We start from the raw sequence: 18,248 nt of genomic DNA, 5'->3' as shown, positions 1-18,248 counted from the left end.
GCCATTCCGGCAGTTGGCCGGCGCATCCGATCCATGATGTATCCGTTCACCCCGTCCATTCCGCGTCGTACCCAGGAGGCTCCCGCCATGCCCGACACCATGCTCGCCGGACGGTTCGACCTGCGCACCGGCCGCTTCGCCGTCGAAGAGACCCCCGTGCCCGAGCCCGGCCCCGGCCAGGTCCGCGTCAAGGTCGAGGCCGCCGGCATCTGCCTGTCCGACGTCCACCTCATAGACGGCAGCCTCAGGCCCGCGTACGCGACCGCCGACAAGGTCACCGTCGGCCACGAGACCGCGGGCGTCATCGACGCCCTCGGCCCCGACGTGCCCGGCGCGTGGGCCCCGGGACAACGCGTCCTGCTGCAGGCGGGGGAGCGCTGCGGCGGCTGCGCGTCGTGCCGGCGCCACGAGCCCTGCCTGGCAGTGCGCACACGCGGCTTCGACTACGACGGCGGCTGGGCCGAATACGCCCTGGCCACCCACCACACGCTCGTCGCGATCCCCGACGACCTCCCCTTCGAGCAGGCGGCCGTCATCCCCGACGCCGTCTCCACCCCCTGGGCCGCCCTCACCACCACCGGCCAGGTCCGGCCCGCCCGGCCCGCCGGCGTATGGGGCGTGGGCGGCCTCGGCACCCACGCCGTGCAGCTGCTGCGGCTCGCCGGCGCCGCGCCCGTCATCGCCGTCGACCCGCTCCCGGCCGCGCGGCACCGCGCCCTGGAGTTCGGCGCCGACCTCGCCCTGGACCCCGCCGCCCCCGACCTCCGCGAGCGGATCCAGGCCGCCACCGGGGGCCTCGGACTGGACCTGGCCCTCGACATGGCGGGCGTGCCCGCCGTCCGCGACCAGGCCGTCCGCTGCCTGGGCCAGGGCGGCCGCCTCGTGCTCGTGGGCCTGGGCCCCGGCCCGCTGACCCTCGGCGACAGCATCCCCTTCAGCTACCGCGAGCAGCGCGTCCTCGGCCACTACGGCTCGGCGCCCTCCCACGTGGACGAGCTCGTCTCGCTCGCGCGGCTGCACCGCCTGGACCTCACCCGGTCCATCAGCGCGACGCTGCCGCTCGCCGAGACGGCGGCCGGCGTCGAGCGGCTGCGGAAGAAGGAAGGCGACCCCATCCGGCTCGTCCTTGTCCCCTGACCGGACGTCTCACAGGAAGGCGCGGCCCTCGCCCCGGTAGGTGGGGGCCGTCCCCACCACCCGGTCGCCGTCGACCAGATGCAGCGCCGCGAAGCGCTCGCACAGCTCGCCCGCCTTCGCGTGCCGGAACCACACCTTGTCACCGATCAGCAGATCGTCCGCCGCCTGACCCAGCAGCGGCGTCTGCACCTCACCCGCACCCTCCGTCGCCGCCAGACGCAGCCCCGCCGGCAGATACGGGACCGGCAGCCGGTCCCGGCCCGCCGCGCCGGAGGCGGGATAGCCGCCGCCCAGCACGGTCACCACGCCCACCCCGGGCCGGCGCACCACCGGCAGCGCGAACAGCGCCGCCGGACTGCCCCGGAACGAGGTGTAGTGGTCGAACAGCCGCGGCACGTACAGCCCCGAGCCGGCGGCGACCTCCGTCACCGCCTCCTCCGCGGCCGTGTGCTGCACGCTGCCCGTGCCGCCGCCGTTGACGAACTCCAGCTCCGCGACGGCCCGTACCGCCCGCACCGCCTCGGCCCGCAGGGCCGCGAGCCGGCCCCGGGCGGCCGACTGCATCAGCCGCACGGCCCCCGAGCGCACCGGACGCCCCGCGACCGCGTCCCCGACGCCCGCCACATGGGCCTCGTACGCCATCACGCCCACCAGCCGGAACCCCGGGCGGCGGACGACGGCCCGCGCCAGCTCCGCGAGCCGCTCGGGCGTGTGCACCGGCGACCGCAAGGCCCCGATCCGCACCCGGCCGCCCAGCAGCCGCAGCGAGACGTCGAACTCCAGGCACACCCGCACCTCTTCGCGCCCCGCACGGGCCGCCTCGACCACCGCGAGCTGCGCCGGGTCGTCCACCATCACCGTGACCGCACGGGCCAGTTTGGGGTCCGAGGTCAGCTCGGCGAAGCCCGCCCGGTCGGCCGAGGGGTACGCCAGCAGCACATCAGCCACCCCCGAACGCGCCAGCCACAGCGACTCCTCCAGCGTGTAGCTCAGCACCCCCGCGAAACCCTCGCGCTCCAGCACCCGCTCCAACAGCGCCCGGCAGCGCACCGACTTGCTCGCCACCCGCACCGGCTTGCCCCGTGCCCTGCGCACCAGATCGGCGGCGTTGGCGTCGAACGCCTGGAGATCGACCACCGCGAGGGGGGCGTCCAGATGGGCGGTGGCCCGGTCGTAACGCGCTCGGTCCGACGACATGGCGGGCAGCTTGCCAGAGCCGAATCGCGCTGGATAGAGGTCGCGTACGGAGGAAATGGCACCCGCCGCCGCGTGCCCCGTAAAGTGGCGCGCACGCCACGGTCCCCGGGCCGGCGGCGATGTCCGACATGAGGCGGTACGGCGAGCCGGCTCGCGAGGGGGAGCGCAGTTGAGCACCGAAGCGGATGCCATGCCGCCGCCCACCGTTCCCCTCCGCGCCCCCCTGCCCGCGCCGCCCGCCGAGGCCCCCCGCCCGCACCCGCGCCCCCGCGGCCGCACGGCCGCCGCGGCCGTGTGCCTCGTCCTCGGACTGGGCCTCATAGCCGGGGCGGCGGCCGGTACTTGGCTCGCCGACGACCCCGAACGCACGGCCGCGGAAGCCGCGTACGAGCGCGGCGCCACGCTGTGGCAGAGCATCCCCGTCGACCGGCTCTTCCCGCCCGCCGTGCACCGCGACGCGGCCGGCCCCGGCGGTGCCCGCCGCGACTGGACCCGGGCCGGCGTCGCCCCCGACAGCGACTGCACGGAGGCCTTCGACCCCCTGCTCGCCACCGCCCTCGCCCCCGTCGGCTGCAAGCGCCTGCTGCGCGCCACCTACACCGACGCCACCTCCTCGTCCGTGACCACCGTCGGCCTGCTCGTCACGGACGCGGACACCACCGGCATGCGCGCCCTGCGCAAGCGGTTCGCCGACGAACGCCTCGACGAGCGCCCCGACCTGATGCCCCGCCCGTACGCCCCCCAGGGCACGGCCGCCGACCGGTTCGGCGTCGCCCAGCGCGTGAGCTGGCGCATCACCGTCCTCACCGACGTCCCCGCGGTCGCCTTCGCCGTGACGGGCTTCGCCGACGGCCGCACGGGCACCCCGCCCCAGCCCGCCGCGCAGGCCGTCGCCCCGGGCGCCACCACCGCCGCCGCCCAGGCCGGCCTCGGCCACGACGCGACGGCCCTCGCGGAGGAAGTGGAGCGCGCCTTCCGCGACGCGGCCCACACGCCGCCGGGGGAGGCGGACCGATGACGCCACCACGACCCCGGCCGGCGTCCCGCGGGCGTCGCCGGGCCCCGCGTGCCCTGCCCGTCCTCGCCACCGCCGTCACCCTCGCCCTGCTCGCCGCCGCTCCCGCGCGCGCCGACGTCATACGGGACCAGGAGTGGGCGCTCGACGCCCTGCACACCCAGGACGCCTGGCGCACGACGAAGGGCGCCGGAATCACCGTCGCCGTCCTCGACACCGGCGTCGACGAGGGCCACCCCGACCTGCGGGGGCGGGTGCTGCCGGGCAAGGACCTGATCGGGTTCGGGGCCGGGCCCGGCGACCGGGCCTGGGCCCGGCACGGGACCGCCATGGCGGGGATCATCGCCGGGCGCGGCCACGGCGAGGGCGACGCCGACGGCGTCACCGGCGTCGCCCCCGAGGCGCGGATCCTGCCGGTCCGCGTGATCCTCGAGGACGGCGACCCGGCCCGCGCCAAGGCCCGCGGGGCGCGCGGCGGCGCGCTGGCCGACGGCATCCGCTGGGCCGCCGACCACGGCGCCGACGTGATCAACCTGTCCCTCGGCGACGACAGCGACACCGCGCACCCCGAGCCCCGCGAGGACGCGGCCGTCCAGTACGCCCTGGCCAAAGGCGCCGTCGTCGTCGCCTCGGCCGGCAACGGCGGCGAACGCGGCGACCACGTCTCCTACCCCGCCGCCTACCCCGGCGTCATAGCGGTGACCGCCGTCGACCGCTACGGCGCCCGCGCCCCCTTCTCCACCCGGCGCTGGTACGCCACCGTCAGCGCGCCCGGCGTCGACGTCGTGATCGCCGACCCCGACCGGCGCTACTACGAGGGCTGGGGCACCAGCGCCGCGGCCGCCTTCGTCTCCGGCGCCGCGGCCCTCGTCCGCGCCGCGCACCCGGGCCTGAGCCCGGCGCAGGTGCGCGAGCTGCTGACCGAGACCGCGCAGGACCCCCCGCCGGGCGGCCGCAACGACGAGCTCGGCGCGGGCCTGGTCGATCCGGCGGCGGCCATCGCGCGGGCTGCGGGCGAGCGACCCGGAAGCCGAACCGCCGCCCGGCCCCCGCGCTACTTCGGCACCGGCCCCCGCCCGGCCCGCGGCGCCGCCGGGAACGGCGCCCCCAGCCCCCCGGCCCTGACGGCCGCCGGCTCGGGCATCACCCTCCTGATCCTGGCCGCAGCCCTAACCCTCCGCCCCAGAACCACCGTCCGACCAGACCCCGTGCCCCCGCCCCCCGCCTGAAAAGCCCCAGCCGACCCGGCGGCCGGGACACGCTCCAGCCCGTCCGGTGACCGGCACACACCCAGCCCGTCCGGCGCTTGAGGACAAGAAACGGTGAAAGGGCGGGGCAGGGGCAACATCCCCCACGCCGGACCGCCCCGGCACCCGCACCCGCACCCCCGTCCGTCGTCACCCCCCTGCCCGGATAGGCTCAGGACCGTGGCCCTGAAGAACATCCCCGACCCCGGTTTCTCCGACGACGACGGCTCCGCCGACGCCGCCCTGACCGAGGCGCTCGCCGCCTGGTCGGTCGATCGTGGTGCCGAGGGCCGGGTGCTCGCCGCTCTGCGGGGTGCGCGGTTGCTCGTGCCGGTGGTGGCCGTGCTCGGCGAGGTGGAGACCGGGCCCGACGGGCTGAAGCGGGAGAAGACCAGCGACATGGCCGTGCCGACGCTGCAGGCGCCGGACGGGCGGCGGGCGCTGCCGGCGTTCACCTCGACCGGGACGCTGGCCCGCTGGCGCGCGGACGCGCGGCCCGTGGCCGTGCCCCTGCACCAGGCGCTGCAGGCGGCCGCGCACGAGAAGGCGGACACCATCGTCCTGGACCTGGCCGGCCCGGTGACGTACCCGCTGACCGGCCCGGCCCTGCTCGCCCTGGCCGAGGGGCGCGAGAGCGCCGACCCGCTCGCGGACCCGGCCGTCGCCGACGCGCTGCGGAGCGTCCTGGCGGCCGAGCCCGGCGTGCTGCGCGCCCATCTGACGCCCTCCGGGGACGCCGACGGCACCCTGGCCCTCGTGCTGGACGGCGGGGCCCAGGCGCCCGAGGTGGTGCGGCGCGTCGCGGAGAGGCTGGCGGCCGACGAGGTGCTGCGGGCCCGGCTCGTACGGGGCCTGGACCTGGCCCTGCTGCCGGCCGAGGCGAACGTTCCGGGGGAGCCGCTCTTCCGTCGCTGAGCCGCGAGGGGCAGCTGATCTCCGACAGGCGCCGCGTCGTGGATCGTCCGACAATGCCAGAGGACTGTCCACGAGATCCTCTGGAGGACGCCATGGACGCCCTGAAGAAAGTGAAGCCGGCTCTGGAGAGCCTCGACCCGGTGAAGACGAGGACCATCGCCGCCGAATTCCTCGGAACCCTGCTGCTGGTCTTCTTCGCCGTCGGCTCCGTGGTGCTCGCGGCCGACTACATCGGTGTGCTCGGCATCGCGCTCACCTTCGGTTTCACCCTTCTGGCCCTGGCGTACGGCCTGGGGCCGGTCTCGGGGTGTCACGTCAACCCGGCGGTGACCCTCGGCATGCTGGTGGAGCGCCGCATCTCGCTGCACACGGCCATCGAGTACTGGATCGCGCAGCTGCTCGGCGGCATCGTGGGCGCGGCGATCCTCTTCCTGCTGGCCAAGCAGGTGCCGGGGCTCAAGACCGACGGGGCCTTCGGCAGCAACGGCTTCGCCGACCGCTCGGCCGTGCACCTGAACACCGGCGGCGCGTTCCTGGCGGAGGTCGTGCTGACGTTCCTGCTGGTGTTCGTGGTGCTGGCGGTGACGCACAGGATCGCCGTGGTGGGCTTCGACGGGCTGGCCATCGGGCTCGCCCTGGCCGTGGTGCACCTGGTCGGCGTGCCGCTGACCGGTACGTCCGTGAACCCGGCCCGCAGCATCGGCCCGGCCCTTTTCGCGGGCGGCGCGGCCCTCTCCCAGCTGTGGCTGTTCATCGTGGCCCCGCTGATCGGCGCCGTCCTGGCCGCCCTCGCGCACCGGGTCACGCACCCCTACCACGGCGCGGCCATCGTCGCGGACGACCGTGCGCGGCCCGAGCCGCTGCAGCCTCCGGGAGAGGGCCGGCAGGACCGGCCGCGCCGCGACGACGCGGCCTGAGCCTGACGGCGGCCGACGGCGCTCGCCGGCCGAAGCCCGTCAGCCGAAGACGGGCCCGGTGAACTTCTCGCCGGGGCCCTGGCCCGGCTCGTCGGGGACGACGGATGCCTCGCGGAAGGCCAGCTGCAGCGACTTCAGGCCGTCGCGCAGCGGCGCCGCGTGGAAGTTGCTGACCTCGGTGGCGCTCGCGGTGACCAGGCCGGCCAGCGCGTGGATCAGCTTGCGGGCCTCGTCCAGGTCCTTGTGCTTCTCGCCCTCCTCGGCCAGGCCGAGGTTGACGGCGGCGGCACTCATCAGGTGCACCGCGACCGTGGTGATCACCTCGACGGCGGGGACGTCCGCGATGTCGCGGGTCATGGTGTCGAAGTCCGGGCTGTCCGTGCTGGTGGGCTCGGCGCCTTCGGCGTGGCCGTTGGCGCTGGGGGTCGCGTCGCTCATGGCGGACACGATACGTCCCGTTGCCGTATCGGTTCGCCACCGGTTAGCACGCCCGCTCACCAGCTGCTAAGGTTGTGGAACGACCGGCTGGGCGCATGTGTGCCCGGCCCACAAGTGGAGCTCCGATCTCCCACCTCCCGATCTCAGGTCGGCAGGTCTCCGGTCAGGCGGCGCCCATCGTTCCGTACGGACGATGGAGCTGCCCGATGCGCCCCGCGGCACGCCGTGGCGGTGTTCCGGTTTCTTGGAGCCCCGCCTGTGTCCCGTCGGGGCATTTTTTCATGTGCCGGCGCGGTTGGTCTTTACGAAAAGACGTTACGTGCCGCCCGTGAGGGTGCCGCGTGGTGCTACCGAGGAGGCCCCATCAGCGCCGAGCCCCGCATCAACGACCGGATCCGAGTCCCCGAGGTGCGACTTGTCGGTCCCAGTGGCGAGCAGGTCGGCATCGTGCCGCTTGCCAAGGCCCTGGAGCTTGCGCAGGAGTACGACCTCGACCTGGTCGAGGTGGCGGCGAACGCACGCCCGCCGGTCTGCAAGCTCATGGACTACGGGAAGTTCAAGTACGAGTCGGCCATGAAGGCCCGTGAGGCGCGCAAGAACCAGGCGCACACGGTCATCAAGGAGATGAAGCTCCGGCCGAAGATCGACCCGCACGACTACGACACCAAGAAGGGTCACGTCGTACGGTTCCTCAAGCAGGGCGACAAGGTCAAGATCACGATCATGTTCCGTGGTCGCGAGCAGTCCCGGCCCGAGCTGGGCTACCGACTGCTGCAGCGCCTCGCGGAGGACGTCCAGGAGCTGGGTTTCGTCGAGTCGAACCCCAAGCAGGACGGCCGCAACATGATCATGGTTCTCGGTCCGCACAAGAAGAAGACCGAGGCGATGGCCGAAGCCCGCGAGGCGCAGGCCGCCCGCAAGGCGGAGCGCCAGGGTGGATCCAGCGCGGACGCCGCCGAGGAGCCCGCAGAGGCGTGATTCCGGGGCACTCGTGCCTCGGCTCACTCCGGGGCAGCCGCCCCGGACAGCAACCGAACACAGCTGACGCTACCCGTGTGCCCGTACCCGGGCCGGGGGAGCGCCACCGACGAGGAGATACGGCGCGATGCCGAAGAACAAGACGCACTCCGGTGCCAGCAAGCGCTTCAAGATCACCGGTTCCGGCAAGGTCATGCGTGAGCGCGCCGGCAAGCGCCACCTGCTCGAGCACAAGTCGTCCAAGCTGACGCGTCGCCTCACCGGCAACGCCGAGATGGCCCCGGGCGACGCCAAGAAGATCAAGAAGCTTCTCGGCAAGTGACGCTCTGCACCCCGTATCCACGGGGTGCGCGTCGGACCGGGACCCAATCGAATTCGGGCCGTGTGAGAACCCACCGCGGCCCCGCTACAAGGAGTTAACAAGTGGCACGCGTCAAGCGCGCAGTCAACGCGCACAAGAAGCGTCGGGCGATCCTCGAGGCGGCCAGCGGTTACCGCGGCCAGCGGTCGCGTCTGTACCGCAAGGCCAAGGAGCAGGTCACCCACTCCCTGGTCTACAACTACAACGACCGCAAGAAGCGCAAGGGCGACTTCCGTCAGCTGTGGATCCAGCGCATCAACGCCGCTGCCCGCCAGAACGGCATGACGTACAACCGCCTCATCCAGGGTCTGAAGGCCGCCAACATCGAGGTGGACCGCAAGATCCTGGCCGAGCTCGCGGTCAACGACATGAACGCGTTCGCCGCGCTCGTCGAGGTCGCGCAGAAGGCGCTGCCGGCCGACGTCAACGCCCCGAAGGCCGCTGCCTGATCCGGCGCGCCCCTCACGGCATGAGCGGACCCGCAGGCCCCCGGGCCTGCGGGTCCGCTGCCGTTTGCCGTCACGGGCGGCGCGGCCGCCGCCCCGCCTCCGCAATGCCGTACGACCCCCACAGTGAAGTGAGCCGCCGCCCATGGGCACCCCCGAGCTGATCTCCCCGCGCTCCCCCCGCGTCATCGCCGCCCGCCGGCTGGCCAAGCGCAGTTTCCGGGTCAAGGAGCGCCGGTTCATCGCCGAGGGCCCCCAGGCCGTGCGCGAGGCGATCGAGCACCGCAGCGGCGGCGAGCCGACCCTGCTCGAGCTCTTCGCCACCGTCGAGGCCGCCGGGCGGCACGCCGAGATCATCGAGGCCGCCCACGCCGCCGGGGTGCGGGTGCACCACGCGGACGACGCCACCGTCGCCGACCTCTCGCAGACCGTGACCCCGCAGGGCCTCGTCGGCGTCTGCCGCTTCCTCGACTCGCCCTTCGAGGAGATCCTCGCCGCCCGCCCCAAGCTGGTGGCCGTGCTGGCGCACGTCCGCGACCCCGGCAACGCCGGCACGGTCCTGCGCTGCGCCGACGCCGCGGGCGCCGACGCCGTGGTGCTGACGGACGCCTCGGTGGACCTGTACAACCCCAAGTCGGTGCGGGCCTCCGTCGGCTCGCTGTTCCACCTGCCGGTCGCCGTGGGCGTCCCCGTCGAGCAGGCCGTCCGCGGCCTGCAGGGCGCGGGCGCGCGCATCCTGGCCGCCGACGGCGCCGGCGACCGGGACCTGGACGCCGAGCTGGACCGGGGCACCATGGGCGGCCCCACCGCCTGGATCTTCGGCAACGAGGCCTGGGGCCTGCCCGAGGAGACCCGCGCCCTGGCCGACGCGGTGGTGCGCGTCCCGATCCACGGAAAGGCCGAGTCCCTCAACCTCGCCACGGCCGCCGCGGTGTGCCTGTACGCCTCCGCCCGTGCGCAGCGCGCGTCCGGAGGGTGCCGCTCCGTGACCTCCAGCTAGTAGGGTGGCGCTCCGGGGGCTCGGGAGGGGGTGCGGGATGAGGAACGTCAGGACTTCCGGGAGCGCGGTGGTCGGCACCTGTCCGACCGCCTCCAGCGGCTCCCCCGGCACGTCGGGCGGGACCGGCCTGCACGCCGACGACCTGCCCGACGGCCTGGTCGTCGCCGACGCCGCCGGCCGCGTGACCTGCTTCAACACCGCCGCCGCCCGCATCACGGCCGTACACCCAGCCGAGGCGCTCGGCCGCCCCCTGGAGAGCGCCCTGCCGCTGGAGGACCTCGACGGCCGCCGCTGGTGGCCGCTGACCGATCCCTACGGCGGGCTCACCACGCGCACCGGCCAGCCCGAGCGGAACCTCCTGCTGCCCGGCGGCCGCCAGGTGCTGGTCTCCGCCCGGTACGTCCGGGAGCGGCCCGGCGGGCCCGTCGTGCGCGTCGTGGTCCAGCTGCGCGGCACCGAGGCACGGCGCCGCACCGAGCGCAGCCACGCCGAGCTGATCGCCACCGTCGCCCATGAGCTGCGCTCGCCCCTGACGTCCGTCAAGGGGTTCACGGCGACGCTGCTGGCCAAGTGGGAGCGGTTCACCGACGACCAGAAGCGGCTGATGCTGGAGACCGTCGACGCCGACGCCGACCGCGTCACCCGGCTCATCGCCGAGCTGCTGGACATCTCCCGCATCGACTCCGGCCGCCTGGAGGTGCGCCGCCAGCCGGTGGACATGGCCGCGGCCGTGCGCCGGCACGTCGAGGCGTACACCAGGGCCGGCCTGCGGGCCGACCGGTTCCGGGTGGAGGTCGCCGAGGGGCTGCCCGCGCTGTGGGCCGATCCGGACAAGGTCGACCAGGTGCTGGGCAACCTCCTGGAAAACGCGGTGCGCCACGGCGAGGGAACGGTCACCATAGAGGTGACACCAGCAGTGACGAAGGCCCGGACGGAGGGGACGGCGGTCACCGTGAGCGATGAGGGCCCCGGAATCCCCGAGGAGTCGATGGCCCGCGTCTTCACCCGCTTCTGGCGGGGCAGCAAGCGCGGCGGCACCGGCCTGGGCCTGTACATCGTCAAGGGCATCGTCGAGGCCCACGGCGGGACGATCACGGTGGGACGGGCCGCCCGTGGCGGCGCCCAGTTCCGATTTACCCTGCCCGTGGGCGCCCCGGCCTTCCTCACCCAGGCCTGAAGCCGCGCCCCGCGGGCTCATCCGACCACACGCGCCCCTTAGACTCGACCTTTGGCACCTTTGGCATCAACTGAAGTCCCCCTGGTCCATGCCGTCGGGCGAAAGCCGCGCAGCCAAGCGAAGCCAGCGAATCGGAAGCACGGGAAGATATGTCGGCACCCAATAAGTCGTACGACCCTGTCGAGGTCGAGGCACTGAAACCGGAAGAGATCGAGCGCAGGCGGGACGAGGCGCTCGCCGCCTTCGCGGCGGCCGCCGACCTCGACGCTCTGCGGGAGGCGAAGGCCGCGCACATGGGCGACCGCTCCCCGCTCGCCCTCGCCAACCGCGAGATCGGCGCCCTGCCCCCGCAGGCCAAGGCCGAGGCCGGCAAGCGCGTGGGCATGGCCCGCGGTGCCGTGAACAAGGCCCTCGCGGCCCGCCAGGCGGAGCTGGAGGCCGAGCGCGACGCCCGCGTGCTGGTCGAGGAGGCGGTGGACGTCACCCTGCCCCACGACCGCGTCCCGGCCGGCGCCCGGCACCCCCTGACCACGCTCTGCGAGCGCATCGAGGACGTCTTCGTCGCCATGGGCTACGAGGTCGCCGAGGGCCCCGAGGTCGAGGCCGAGTGGTTCAACTTCGACGCCCTGAACTTCGAGCCGGACCACCCGGCCCGCGCCATGCAGGACACCTTCTTCGTCCAGGGCGCGGACACCAAGGCCGAATCCGGGATCGTGCTGCGCACCCACACCTCCCCGGTGCAGGTCCGCTCCATGCTCGACCGCGAGCCCCCCATCTATGTGGTCTGCCCGGGCCGCGTCTACCGCACCGACGAGCTGGACGCCACGCACACCCCGGTCTTCCACCAGGTCGAGCTCCTCGCCATCGACGAGGGCCTGACCATGGCCGACCTCAAGGGCACCATCGAGCACATGGTGCGCTCGCTGTTCGGCGAGGGCCTCACGACCCGGCTGCGCCCGAACTACTTCCCGTTCACCGAGCCCTCCGCCGAGCTGGACATGGAGTGCTACGTCTGCCGCGGCGAGTCGGTCGGCAACCCCGACCGTCCCTGCCGTACCTGCTCCAGCGAGGGCTGGATCGAGCTCGGCGGCTGCGGCATGGTCAACCCCCGCGTGCTGGTCGCCGCGGGCATCGACCCGGAGAAGTACAGCGGCTTCGCCTTCGGGTTCGGCATCGAGCGGATGCTGATGTTCCGCCACAACGTCGAGGACATGCGAGACATGGTCGAGGGTGACGTGCGCTTCACCCGGCCGTTCGGGATGGAGATCTGATGCGCGCCCCGCTTTCCTGGCTGCGGGAATACGTCGACCTGCCGGTCGGCGAGACCGGCCGTGACGTACAGGCCAAGCTCGTCGCCGCCGGCCTCGAGGTCGAGCGCGTCGAGCAGCTCGGCGCCGGCCTCAAGGGTCCCCTGGTCGTCGGCAAGGTCCTCACCATCGAGGAGCTCGAGGGCTTCCGCAAGCCGATCCGCTTCTGCACGGTCGACGTCGGCCAGGCCAACGGCACCGGCGAGCCGCAGGAGATCGTCTGCGGCGCCCGCAACTTCGCCGTCGGCGACAAGGTCGTCGTCGTGCTGCCCGGCGCCGTGCTGCCCGGTGACTTCGCGATCGCCGCCCGCAAGACCTACGGCAAGACCTCGCACGGCATGATCTGCTCCGGCGAGGAGCTGGGCATGGGCGACGACGGCACGCACGGCATCATCGTGCTGCCGCAGGAGTACGAGCCCGGCACCGACGCCATCGAGCTGCTCGAGCTCGTCGACGAGGTCCTCGACATCGCCGTGACCCCCGACCGGGGCTACTGCCTGTCGATGCGCGGCATCGCCCGCGAGGCCGCCACCGCCTACGGGCTGCCGCTGCGCGACCCGGCCCTGCTGGACGTGCCCGCGCCCAACAGCTACGGCTACCCCGTCCAGGTCGCCGACCCCTCCGGCTGCGACCGCTTCACTGCCCGCACGGTCACCGGTCTCGACCCCGAGGCCCGCTCCCCGATCTGGCTGCAGCGCCGCCTGCAGAAGGCCGGCATGCGACCGGTCTCGCTCGCCGTCGACATCACCAACTACGTGATGCTCGAGCTCGGCCAGCCGCTGCACGCCTACGACCGCTCCCGCGTCGAGGGCACCATCGGCGTGCGCCGCGCCCAGGCGGGCGAGAAGCTGACCACCCTCGACGGCACCAAGCGCGTCCTGGACGCCGAGGACCTGGTCATCACCGACAACCGCGGCCCCATCGGGCTCGCCGGTGTGATGGGCGGCGCCGACACCGAGATCGCCGACCACGCGGCCGGCCAGGGCTCGACCGAGGTCGTCATCGAGGCGGCGCACTTCGACGCCGTCGCCGTCGCCCGCGCGGCCCGCCGGCACAAGCTGTCCACCGAGGCGTCCAAGCGCTTCGAGCGCGGCGTCGACCCGCAGGCGGCCTCCGCCGCCGCCCAGCGCACCGTCGACCTGCTGGTGCTCCTCGCGGGCGGCACCGCCGAGGCCGGCGTCACCGAGATCGTCGCCCCCAGCGGGCCGCGCACCATCTCGCTGCGCGCCGACCACCCGGACCGCGTCGCCGGCGTCGAGTACGGCCGGGAGACCGTCGTACGCCGCCTGCAGCAGGTCGGCTGCGACGTCTACGGGCAGGACGAGCTGATCGTCACCGTGCCCAGCTGGCGGCCCGACCTCACCGACCCCAACGACCTCGCCGAAGAGGTCATCCGGCTCGAGGGCTACGAGAACCTGCCCGCCACCCTCCCGCACCCGCCGGCCGGCCGCGGCCTGACCTCGCGTCAGCGCCTGCACCGCCGGGTCGGCCGGGCGCTGGCCGGCGCGGGCTACGTCGAGGCGCTCAACTACCCCTTCATCGGGGACTGGGCCCTGGACCACCTGGGCCTGGAGGCGGACGACCCGCGCCGCACCACGGTGCGCCTGCTCAACCCGCTCTCCGACGCCGAGCCGTCGCTGCGCACCACGCTGCTGCCGGGGCTCTTCGCCGCCCTGCGCCGCAACGACAGCCGCGGCGAGCACGACCTGGCGCTCTTCGAGACCGGCGCGGTCTTCCGGCCGACCGGCGAGGAGACCGCCCCGGTCCGGCTGCCCGTCGACCGTCGTCCCACCGACGAGGAGATCGCCCGCCTGAACGCCGCGCTGCCCCGGCAGCCGCGCCGGGCGGCCGTGGTCCTGGCCGGAGCCCGCGAGCAGGCCGGCTGGTGGGGCAAGGGCCGCCCGGCGACCTGGGCGGACGCCGTCGAGGCCGGCCGCGTCGTGGCCCGCGAGGCCGGGGTCGAGCTGATCGTCCGCCAGGACCAGCAGGCCCCCTTCCACCCCGGCCGCTGCGCCGCGCTGCTGGCGCTGGTCGACGGCCAGGAGGTGCTCGTCGGCAACGCCGGTGAGCTGCACCCGCGCGTCACCAAGGCGTTCGGCCTGCCGGAGCGCACCTGCGCGATGGAGATCGAGCTGGACCGGCTGGAGGAGGCCGGCGCGGGCGTGGTCGAGGCCCCGCACGTGTCGACCTTCCCCGTGGCCACCCAGGACGTCGCGCTCGTCGTGGCCGCCTCGGTCGCCGCGAGCGACGTCGAGGCCGCGCTGCGCGAGGGCGCCGGTGAACTCCTGGAGTCGCTGCGCCTGTTCGACGTCTTCACCGGCCAACAGCTGGGCGAGGGCAAGAAGTCGCTGGCCTACGCGCTGCGCTTCCGCGCCGACGACCGCACCCTGACCGCCGAGGAGGCATCGGCGGCCCGCGACGCGGCGGTCCGGGTGGCCGTCGAGCGCACGGGCGCGGTGCTGCGCGGCGCCTAGCGCGCTGCGCGGTCACGCGCGGCACGCACGCCGCCGTCCTGTGTGAGGGGCGCCCCGGAACTCCGGGGCGCCCTTCCGTATGTCACGCACCGTCAGCGAGGCACGGTCCGAATATCACTCAATGGGGTGGAATCGGGGGGTCGGGTCGTTACTTTCGCGTGACTGCTCGCAAGAATCGAGCCGTCATTGCTGCTACGGGGGGCACGGCATGATCCGTACCGGGGCGCTGCGCTGCTGGCGGGGTGCGGTGTTCGCGCTGCCCGGCCTGTGGATGCTCACCGTCGTCGTCTTCGAACTCGTCAGCTCGCTCGGCCCGCAGTTCGTCCCGCTCCTGGCCGCCGCGCCCGTCCTCGCCTGCGCCGTGGCCGTGGCCGCCGGCGCGGGCCGTCCCCGCGGCGGCCACCGGCTCGTGGCGGAGCTGGAGCGGGCCAAGGAGATCGCGGTCACCGCACAGCGCGCCCTGCTGCGCCCCCTGCCGCCCCGGCTCGACGGGCTCACCCTCGCCGGCGGCCACCTCTCCGCGAGCGAAGGCGCCCTGATCGGCGGCGATCTGTACGACGTGCAGGCCACCCCGCACGGGGTGCGCATCATCATGGGCGACGTCCGTGGTCACGGCCTGCCCGCGCTGGGCACCGTCGCCGCCCTCCTCGGCAGCTTCCGCGAGGCCGCCCACGACGAGGGCGAACTCCCCGGCGTCCTGCGCCGCCTGGAGCGCGCCCTGCACCGTCATCTGCGCGACCGGGCCCGCGCCGAGCACCCACCCGCCGCCGACGCCGCGGAGCGGGCGCGCTGCGACGCCGAGGAGTTCGTGACCGTCCTGCTGCTGGAGATCCGCGACCAGGGCGAGGTCATGGCGCTCAACTGCGGGCACCCCTGGCCGCACCGGCTCACCGGCGCGGACGGCCCGGCCCCCGCCGTCCTCGCCACGGGCGGCGAACCGCTGCCGCCGCTGGGGATGTTCCCGCTGCCCGCCGAGCTGCCCCCGCTCGCCCTCACCCGGCTCCTGCCGGGCGACGCCCTCGTCCTGCACACCGACGGCGCCGAGGACGCCCGCGACGCCGGCGGGGCGTTCTTCCCCCTCACCGGCGTGCTGGCCGAGGCCGCCCGCGCCGGCGCGGCCGCGGCCCCCGCGACCGTCGTCGAGCGCGTCCAGGGCGCCCTGCTGCGGCACACCGGAGGGCTGCTCTCGGACGACTTCGCGCTGCTGGCCCTGCGCAACGACCGCGACCGCGTCCCGGCGCAGCCCCGCCCCGTGCCGCTGGTGCGCTCCTGCCTGCGCTCCTGACGTGCGGGCGCGGCCGTGGCCCGTTCACACCCCGTGCGAAGGGATCTCCACTACGCTGATCCCACCGAGCGCACCGGAGGGCAGGATGGAGCCCAACACACTGCTCGACGCCATCCTCGACGAAGCGGGAATCTCCCACGCAGGTCTGGCCGCCCACATCAACGCGGCAGGCCGGGCCCGGGGACTGGCGTTGCGTTACGAACACACCGCCGTCGCCCGCTGGCTCAAGGGCCAGCGGCCGCGCGGCCAGGTACCGGACCTCATCTGCGAGGTCCTCGGCGAGCGGCTGCACCGCGCGCTGACCCTCGACGACATCGGTCTCGGCACCCCCGGCAGCCCCCGGGTGCCCGGCACCCCCCTGTCCGGCTTCGTCGAGCGTGCCACCGCCCTGTGGCGCTCCGACGAGCAGCAGCGCGAGCACGTGGTCACGGCCCCCGCCGTCACCGGCACGCACGCGGTCATCCCGGTCTGGGAGTGGGAGAACCCGCCCGAGGACGCCGACGTCTCCCGGCGCGGCCTGACCCGGGTCTCCCACGACGACATCGACATGCTGCGCGCGGCCCGGGCGCACTACGAGCAGATGTACCGCAAGGCGGGCGGCGTGGCGACCCGGGGCCGGGTCGTCGGCTTCCTCAACGCCGAGGCGGCGCCGCTGCTGCGCGGCGGCTACTCCGACGCGCTGGGGCGTCAACTGCACCGCGCCACCGGCGGACTGGTGGCCGTCGCCGGCATCTGCGCCTACGACTCCGACGCGCACGGACTGGCCCAGCGCTACTTCCACCAGGCGCTGCGGCTGGCCAAGGCCAGCGGGGACCGGGGCCTGGGCGCGTATGTGATCGCCCTCCTCGTCAACCAGTCGCTGTTCATGGGGGAGTACCGCCAGGCCGTCGCCTTCGCCGAGTCCGCGCTGCGGGCCGGGGGCACCCATCTCACCCCCGCCCTCGCCGCCGACCTCTACGCGATGCAGGCCAAGGCCTACGCACGGCTCGGCGACGGGGCCGGGGCGCTGGGCTGCATCCGGCGGGCCGAGGCGGCCGCCGAGCGCATCCACCGTGGCCAGGAGCCCGCCGAGACCGGCTACGTCCAGCCCGGCCTGGTGAACGTACAGGTGGCGGAGGCGCTGCTCAGCCTCGGCGACCTCGGACCCGCCCGTGAGCACGCGGACCGGGCCGTCGACACCCCCGCCCACGACCGGGGCCGTGTCCACCGGCTCGCCATGCTCACGCACATCGAGCTGCGTCAGGGAGACGCGGACAAGGCGGTGGCCACCGCACGGGAGATGACCGAGCAGGCGAGAGGCATGGAATCGCAGCGCTTACGGGACCGGCTCCGTGCGGTGCGCGAGCACCTGATCGGGAGTGGGTGCGCGGCCACGGCCGAGGCCGCCGAGATGATCGACGGGGCGCTGCGCGTGCCCTTGTGAGAGAGATTGCCAGGACAGCGCCCGGGAGGTGGCCACCTCGGCGGAAGGTGGCAAACACGTGCGTTGGAAGAATCTCAAGGAGTTGACCGTCTACGAGAACCGCTGGTTCCAGGTCAATCTCGCCGACGTCGAGCTCCCCGACGGCCGGCATCTCGACCACTTCCTCATCCGGTTGCGGCCCGTCGCCGTGGCCACCGTGGTCAACGCGGCCAACGAGGTCCTGCTGCTGTGGCGGCACCGTTTCATCACCGACAACTGGGGCTGGGAGCTGGCGGCCGGCGTCGTCGAGGACGGCGAGGACATCGCCTACGCGGCGGCCCGGGAGATGGAGGAGGAGACCGGCTGGCGCCCCTCCCGGCTGCGGCACCTGATGTCCGTCGAGCCGTCCAACGGGCTCACCGACGCCCGGCACCACATCTACTGGACGGACGAGGCCGAGTACATCGGGGACCCCGAGGACGGCTTCGAGTCGGACCGCCGCGAGTGGGTTCCGCTCAAGCTGGTGCCGGACCTGATCGCCCGCGGTGAGGTGCCGGCCGCCAACATGGCGGCGGCCCTGCTGCTCCTGCACCACATCCGGCTCGGCTGACGGGCCGCGGGGCGCGTCCCGCGCTCATCGGCCGACCGCCTGCCACACGGCGACCGCCAGTCCGGCGAGGCCGGTGAGCGCGGCAAGTGACGGCAGCGGCCACTTGCCGTGCTCCAGAGCCCGTACCCGCTCCGTCATCTCGGTGATGTCGCGCTCCGTCTGGTCGCTGCGCTGGGTGAGAAGAGCGAGGTGGCCGTCGATGCGGACGACGCCGACATCGAGACTGCGCCTGAGCTCCGCGAGCTCGGCCGCCTTGGCGGCGTGCTCGGGATGGGTGGTCACGGTCCGTACCCCTTCCGGAAGAGTCCTTCGTGCTTGCCGACAGTGCGAGTCAACCGCGTC

At 74.1% G+C, this 18,248-nt stretch carries 18 protein-coding genes; 15 read left to right on the top strand and 3 right to left on the bottom strand.

Going from position 1 to position 18,248, the window contains the following annotated elements:
- Nucleotides 1-87 precede the first annotated feature (87 nt).
- Nucleotides 88-1,137 (top strand): zinc-binding dehydrogenase, encoded by a 1,050-nt coding sequence (locus tag ABZ956_RS23755; RefSeq protein WP_361897092.1) that lies wholly within the window; start codon nt 88-90, stop codon nt 1,135-1,137.
- 9 nt (nt 1,138-1,146) lie between these two features.
- Here ABZ956_RS23755 and ABZ956_RS23750 read toward each other — a convergent pair whose 3' ends face one another.
- The gene (locus tag ABZ956_RS23750) at nt 1,147-2,343 is read right to left on the bottom strand and encodes an amino acid deaminase/aldolase (protein WP_361897164.1); all 1,197 of its coding nucleotides are present in this window, start codon (nt 2,341-2,343) and stop codon (nt 1,147-1,149) included.
- 160 nt (nt 2,344-2,503) lie between these two features.
- Here ABZ956_RS23750 and ABZ956_RS23745 point away from each other — a divergent pair, with 160 nt between their 5' ends.
- From ABZ956_RS23745 to ABZ956_RS23730, 4 genes are all read left to right on the top strand, one after another.
- Nucleotides 2,504-3,352 carry a hypothetical protein gene (locus tag ABZ956_RS23745; protein WP_361897089.1) on the top strand — a complete coding sequence of 283 codons (849 nt, stop codon included), beginning with the start codon at nt 2,504-2,506 and terminating at the stop codon, nt 3,350-3,352.
- Nucleotides 3,349-4,578: a type VII secretion-associated serine protease mycosin gene (mycP, locus tag ABZ956_RS23740; protein ID WP_361897086.1), complete on the top strand. Its 1,230-nt coding sequence runs from the start codon at nt 3,349-3,351 to the stop codon at nt 4,576-4,578. The genes ABZ956_RS23745 and mycP overlap by 4 nt, the downstream gene beginning before the upstream one ends.
- 198 nt (nt 4,579-4,776) lie before the next feature.
- Complete coding sequence (locus tag ABZ956_RS23735; protein ID WP_361897083.1) at nt 4,777-5,511, top strand: SseB family protein; 735 nt, start codon at nt 4,777-4,779, stop codon at nt 5,509-5,511.
- 140 nt (nt 5,512-5,651) lie between these two features.
- Nucleotides 5,652-6,428 (top strand): MIP family channel protein, encoded by a 777-nt coding sequence (locus ABZ956_RS23730; RefSeq protein WP_361897161.1) that lies wholly within the window; start codon nt 5,652-5,654, stop codon nt 6,426-6,428.
- Between the two features lie 39 nt (nt 6,429-6,467).
- On the opposite strand, the gene ABZ956_RS23725 is transcribed toward ABZ956_RS23730, so the two are convergent.
- The gene (locus tag ABZ956_RS23725) at nt 6,468-6,866 is read right to left on the bottom strand and encodes a DUF1844 domain-containing protein (protein WP_361897080.1); all 399 of its coding nucleotides are present in this window, start codon (nt 6,864-6,866) and stop codon (nt 6,468-6,470) included.
- Nucleotides 6,867-7,229: 363 nt separating this feature from the next.
- Here ABZ956_RS23725 and infC point away from each other — a divergent pair, with 363 nt between their 5' ends.
- The 10 genes from infC to ABZ956_RS23675 all read left to right on the top strand — a co-directional run bounded on the left by infC (nt 7,230) and on the right by ABZ956_RS23675 (nt 17,906).
- Nucleotides 7,230-7,844: a translation initiation factor IF-3 gene (gene infC / locus ABZ956_RS23720; RefSeq protein ID WP_361897158.1), complete on the top strand. Its 615-nt coding sequence runs from the start codon at nt 7,230-7,232 to the stop codon at nt 7,842-7,844.
- Between the two features lie 127 nt (nt 7,845-7,971).
- Complete coding sequence (gene rpmI / locus ABZ956_RS23715; RefSeq protein WP_071964711.1) at nt 7,972-8,166, top strand: 50S ribosomal protein L35; 195 nt, start codon at nt 7,972-7,974, stop codon at nt 8,164-8,166.
- Between the two features lie 101 nt (nt 8,167-8,267).
- Complete coding sequence (gene rplT, locus ABZ956_RS23710; protein WP_071964710.1) at nt 8,268-8,654, top strand: 50S ribosomal protein L20; 387 nt, start codon at nt 8,268-8,270, stop codon at nt 8,652-8,654.
- Nucleotides 8,655-8,796: 142 nt separating this feature from the next.
- Nucleotides 8,797-9,651 (top strand): RNA methyltransferase, encoded by an 855-nt coding sequence (locus ABZ956_RS23705; protein ID WP_361897076.1) that lies wholly within the window; start codon nt 8,797-8,799, stop codon nt 9,649-9,651.
- Between the two features lie 37 nt (nt 9,652-9,688).
- Nucleotides 9,689-10,828, top strand: a complete 1,140-nt coding sequence (locus ABZ956_RS23700) for an ATP-binding protein (RefSeq protein WP_361897073.1) — start codon at nt 9,689-9,691, stop codon at nt 10,826-10,828.
- A 149-nt stretch (nt 10,829-10,977) separates the two neighbouring features.
- Complete coding sequence (gene pheS, locus ABZ956_RS23695) at nt 10,978-12,099, top strand: phenylalanine--tRNA ligase subunit alpha (RefSeq protein ID WP_361897070.1); 1,122 nt, start codon at nt 10,978-10,980, stop codon at nt 12,097-12,099.
- Nucleotides 12,099-14,609, top strand: coding sequence for a phenylalanine--tRNA ligase subunit beta (pheT, locus tag ABZ956_RS23690; protein WP_361897067.1), 2,511 nt, complete (start codon nt 12,099-12,101; stop codon nt 14,607-14,609). Before pheS ends, pheT begins: the two co-directional genes overlap by 1 nt.
- A gap of 208 nt (nt 14,610-14,817) precedes the next feature.
- A complete protein-coding gene (locus ABZ956_RS23685; protein WP_361897064.1) occupies nt 14,818-15,894 on the top strand; it encodes a PP2C family protein-serine/threonine phosphatase in 1,077 nt (358 codons plus the stop codon).
- Between the two features lie 85 nt (nt 15,895-15,979).
- Nucleotides 15,980-17,317: a transcriptional regulator gene (locus ABZ956_RS23680; protein WP_361897061.1), complete on the top strand. Its 1,338-nt coding sequence runs from the start codon at nt 15,980-15,982 to the stop codon at nt 17,315-17,317.
- 58 nt (nt 17,318-17,375) lie between these two features.
- Complete coding sequence (locus tag ABZ956_RS23675; RefSeq protein WP_071964726.1) at nt 17,376-17,906, top strand: NUDIX hydrolase; 531 nt, start codon at nt 17,376-17,378, stop codon at nt 17,904-17,906.
- A 24-nt stretch (nt 17,907-17,930) separates the two neighbouring features.
- Here ABZ956_RS23675 and ABZ956_RS23670 read toward each other — a convergent pair whose 3' ends face one another.
- Complete coding sequence (locus tag ABZ956_RS23670; RefSeq protein WP_071964703.1) at nt 17,931-18,188, bottom strand: hypothetical protein; 258 nt, start codon at nt 18,186-18,188, stop codon at nt 17,931-17,933.
- Nucleotides 18,189-18,248: the final 60 nt, after the last annotated feature.

The organism is Streptomyces sp. NPDC046261, from assembly GCF_040646235.1.
Lineage (GTDB): Bacteria > Actinomycetota > Actinomycetes > Streptomycetales > Streptomycetaceae > Streptomyces.
Note: the sequence above shows the minus strand (reverse complement) of the source record. Positions and strands in the feature narration are given on the sequence as shown.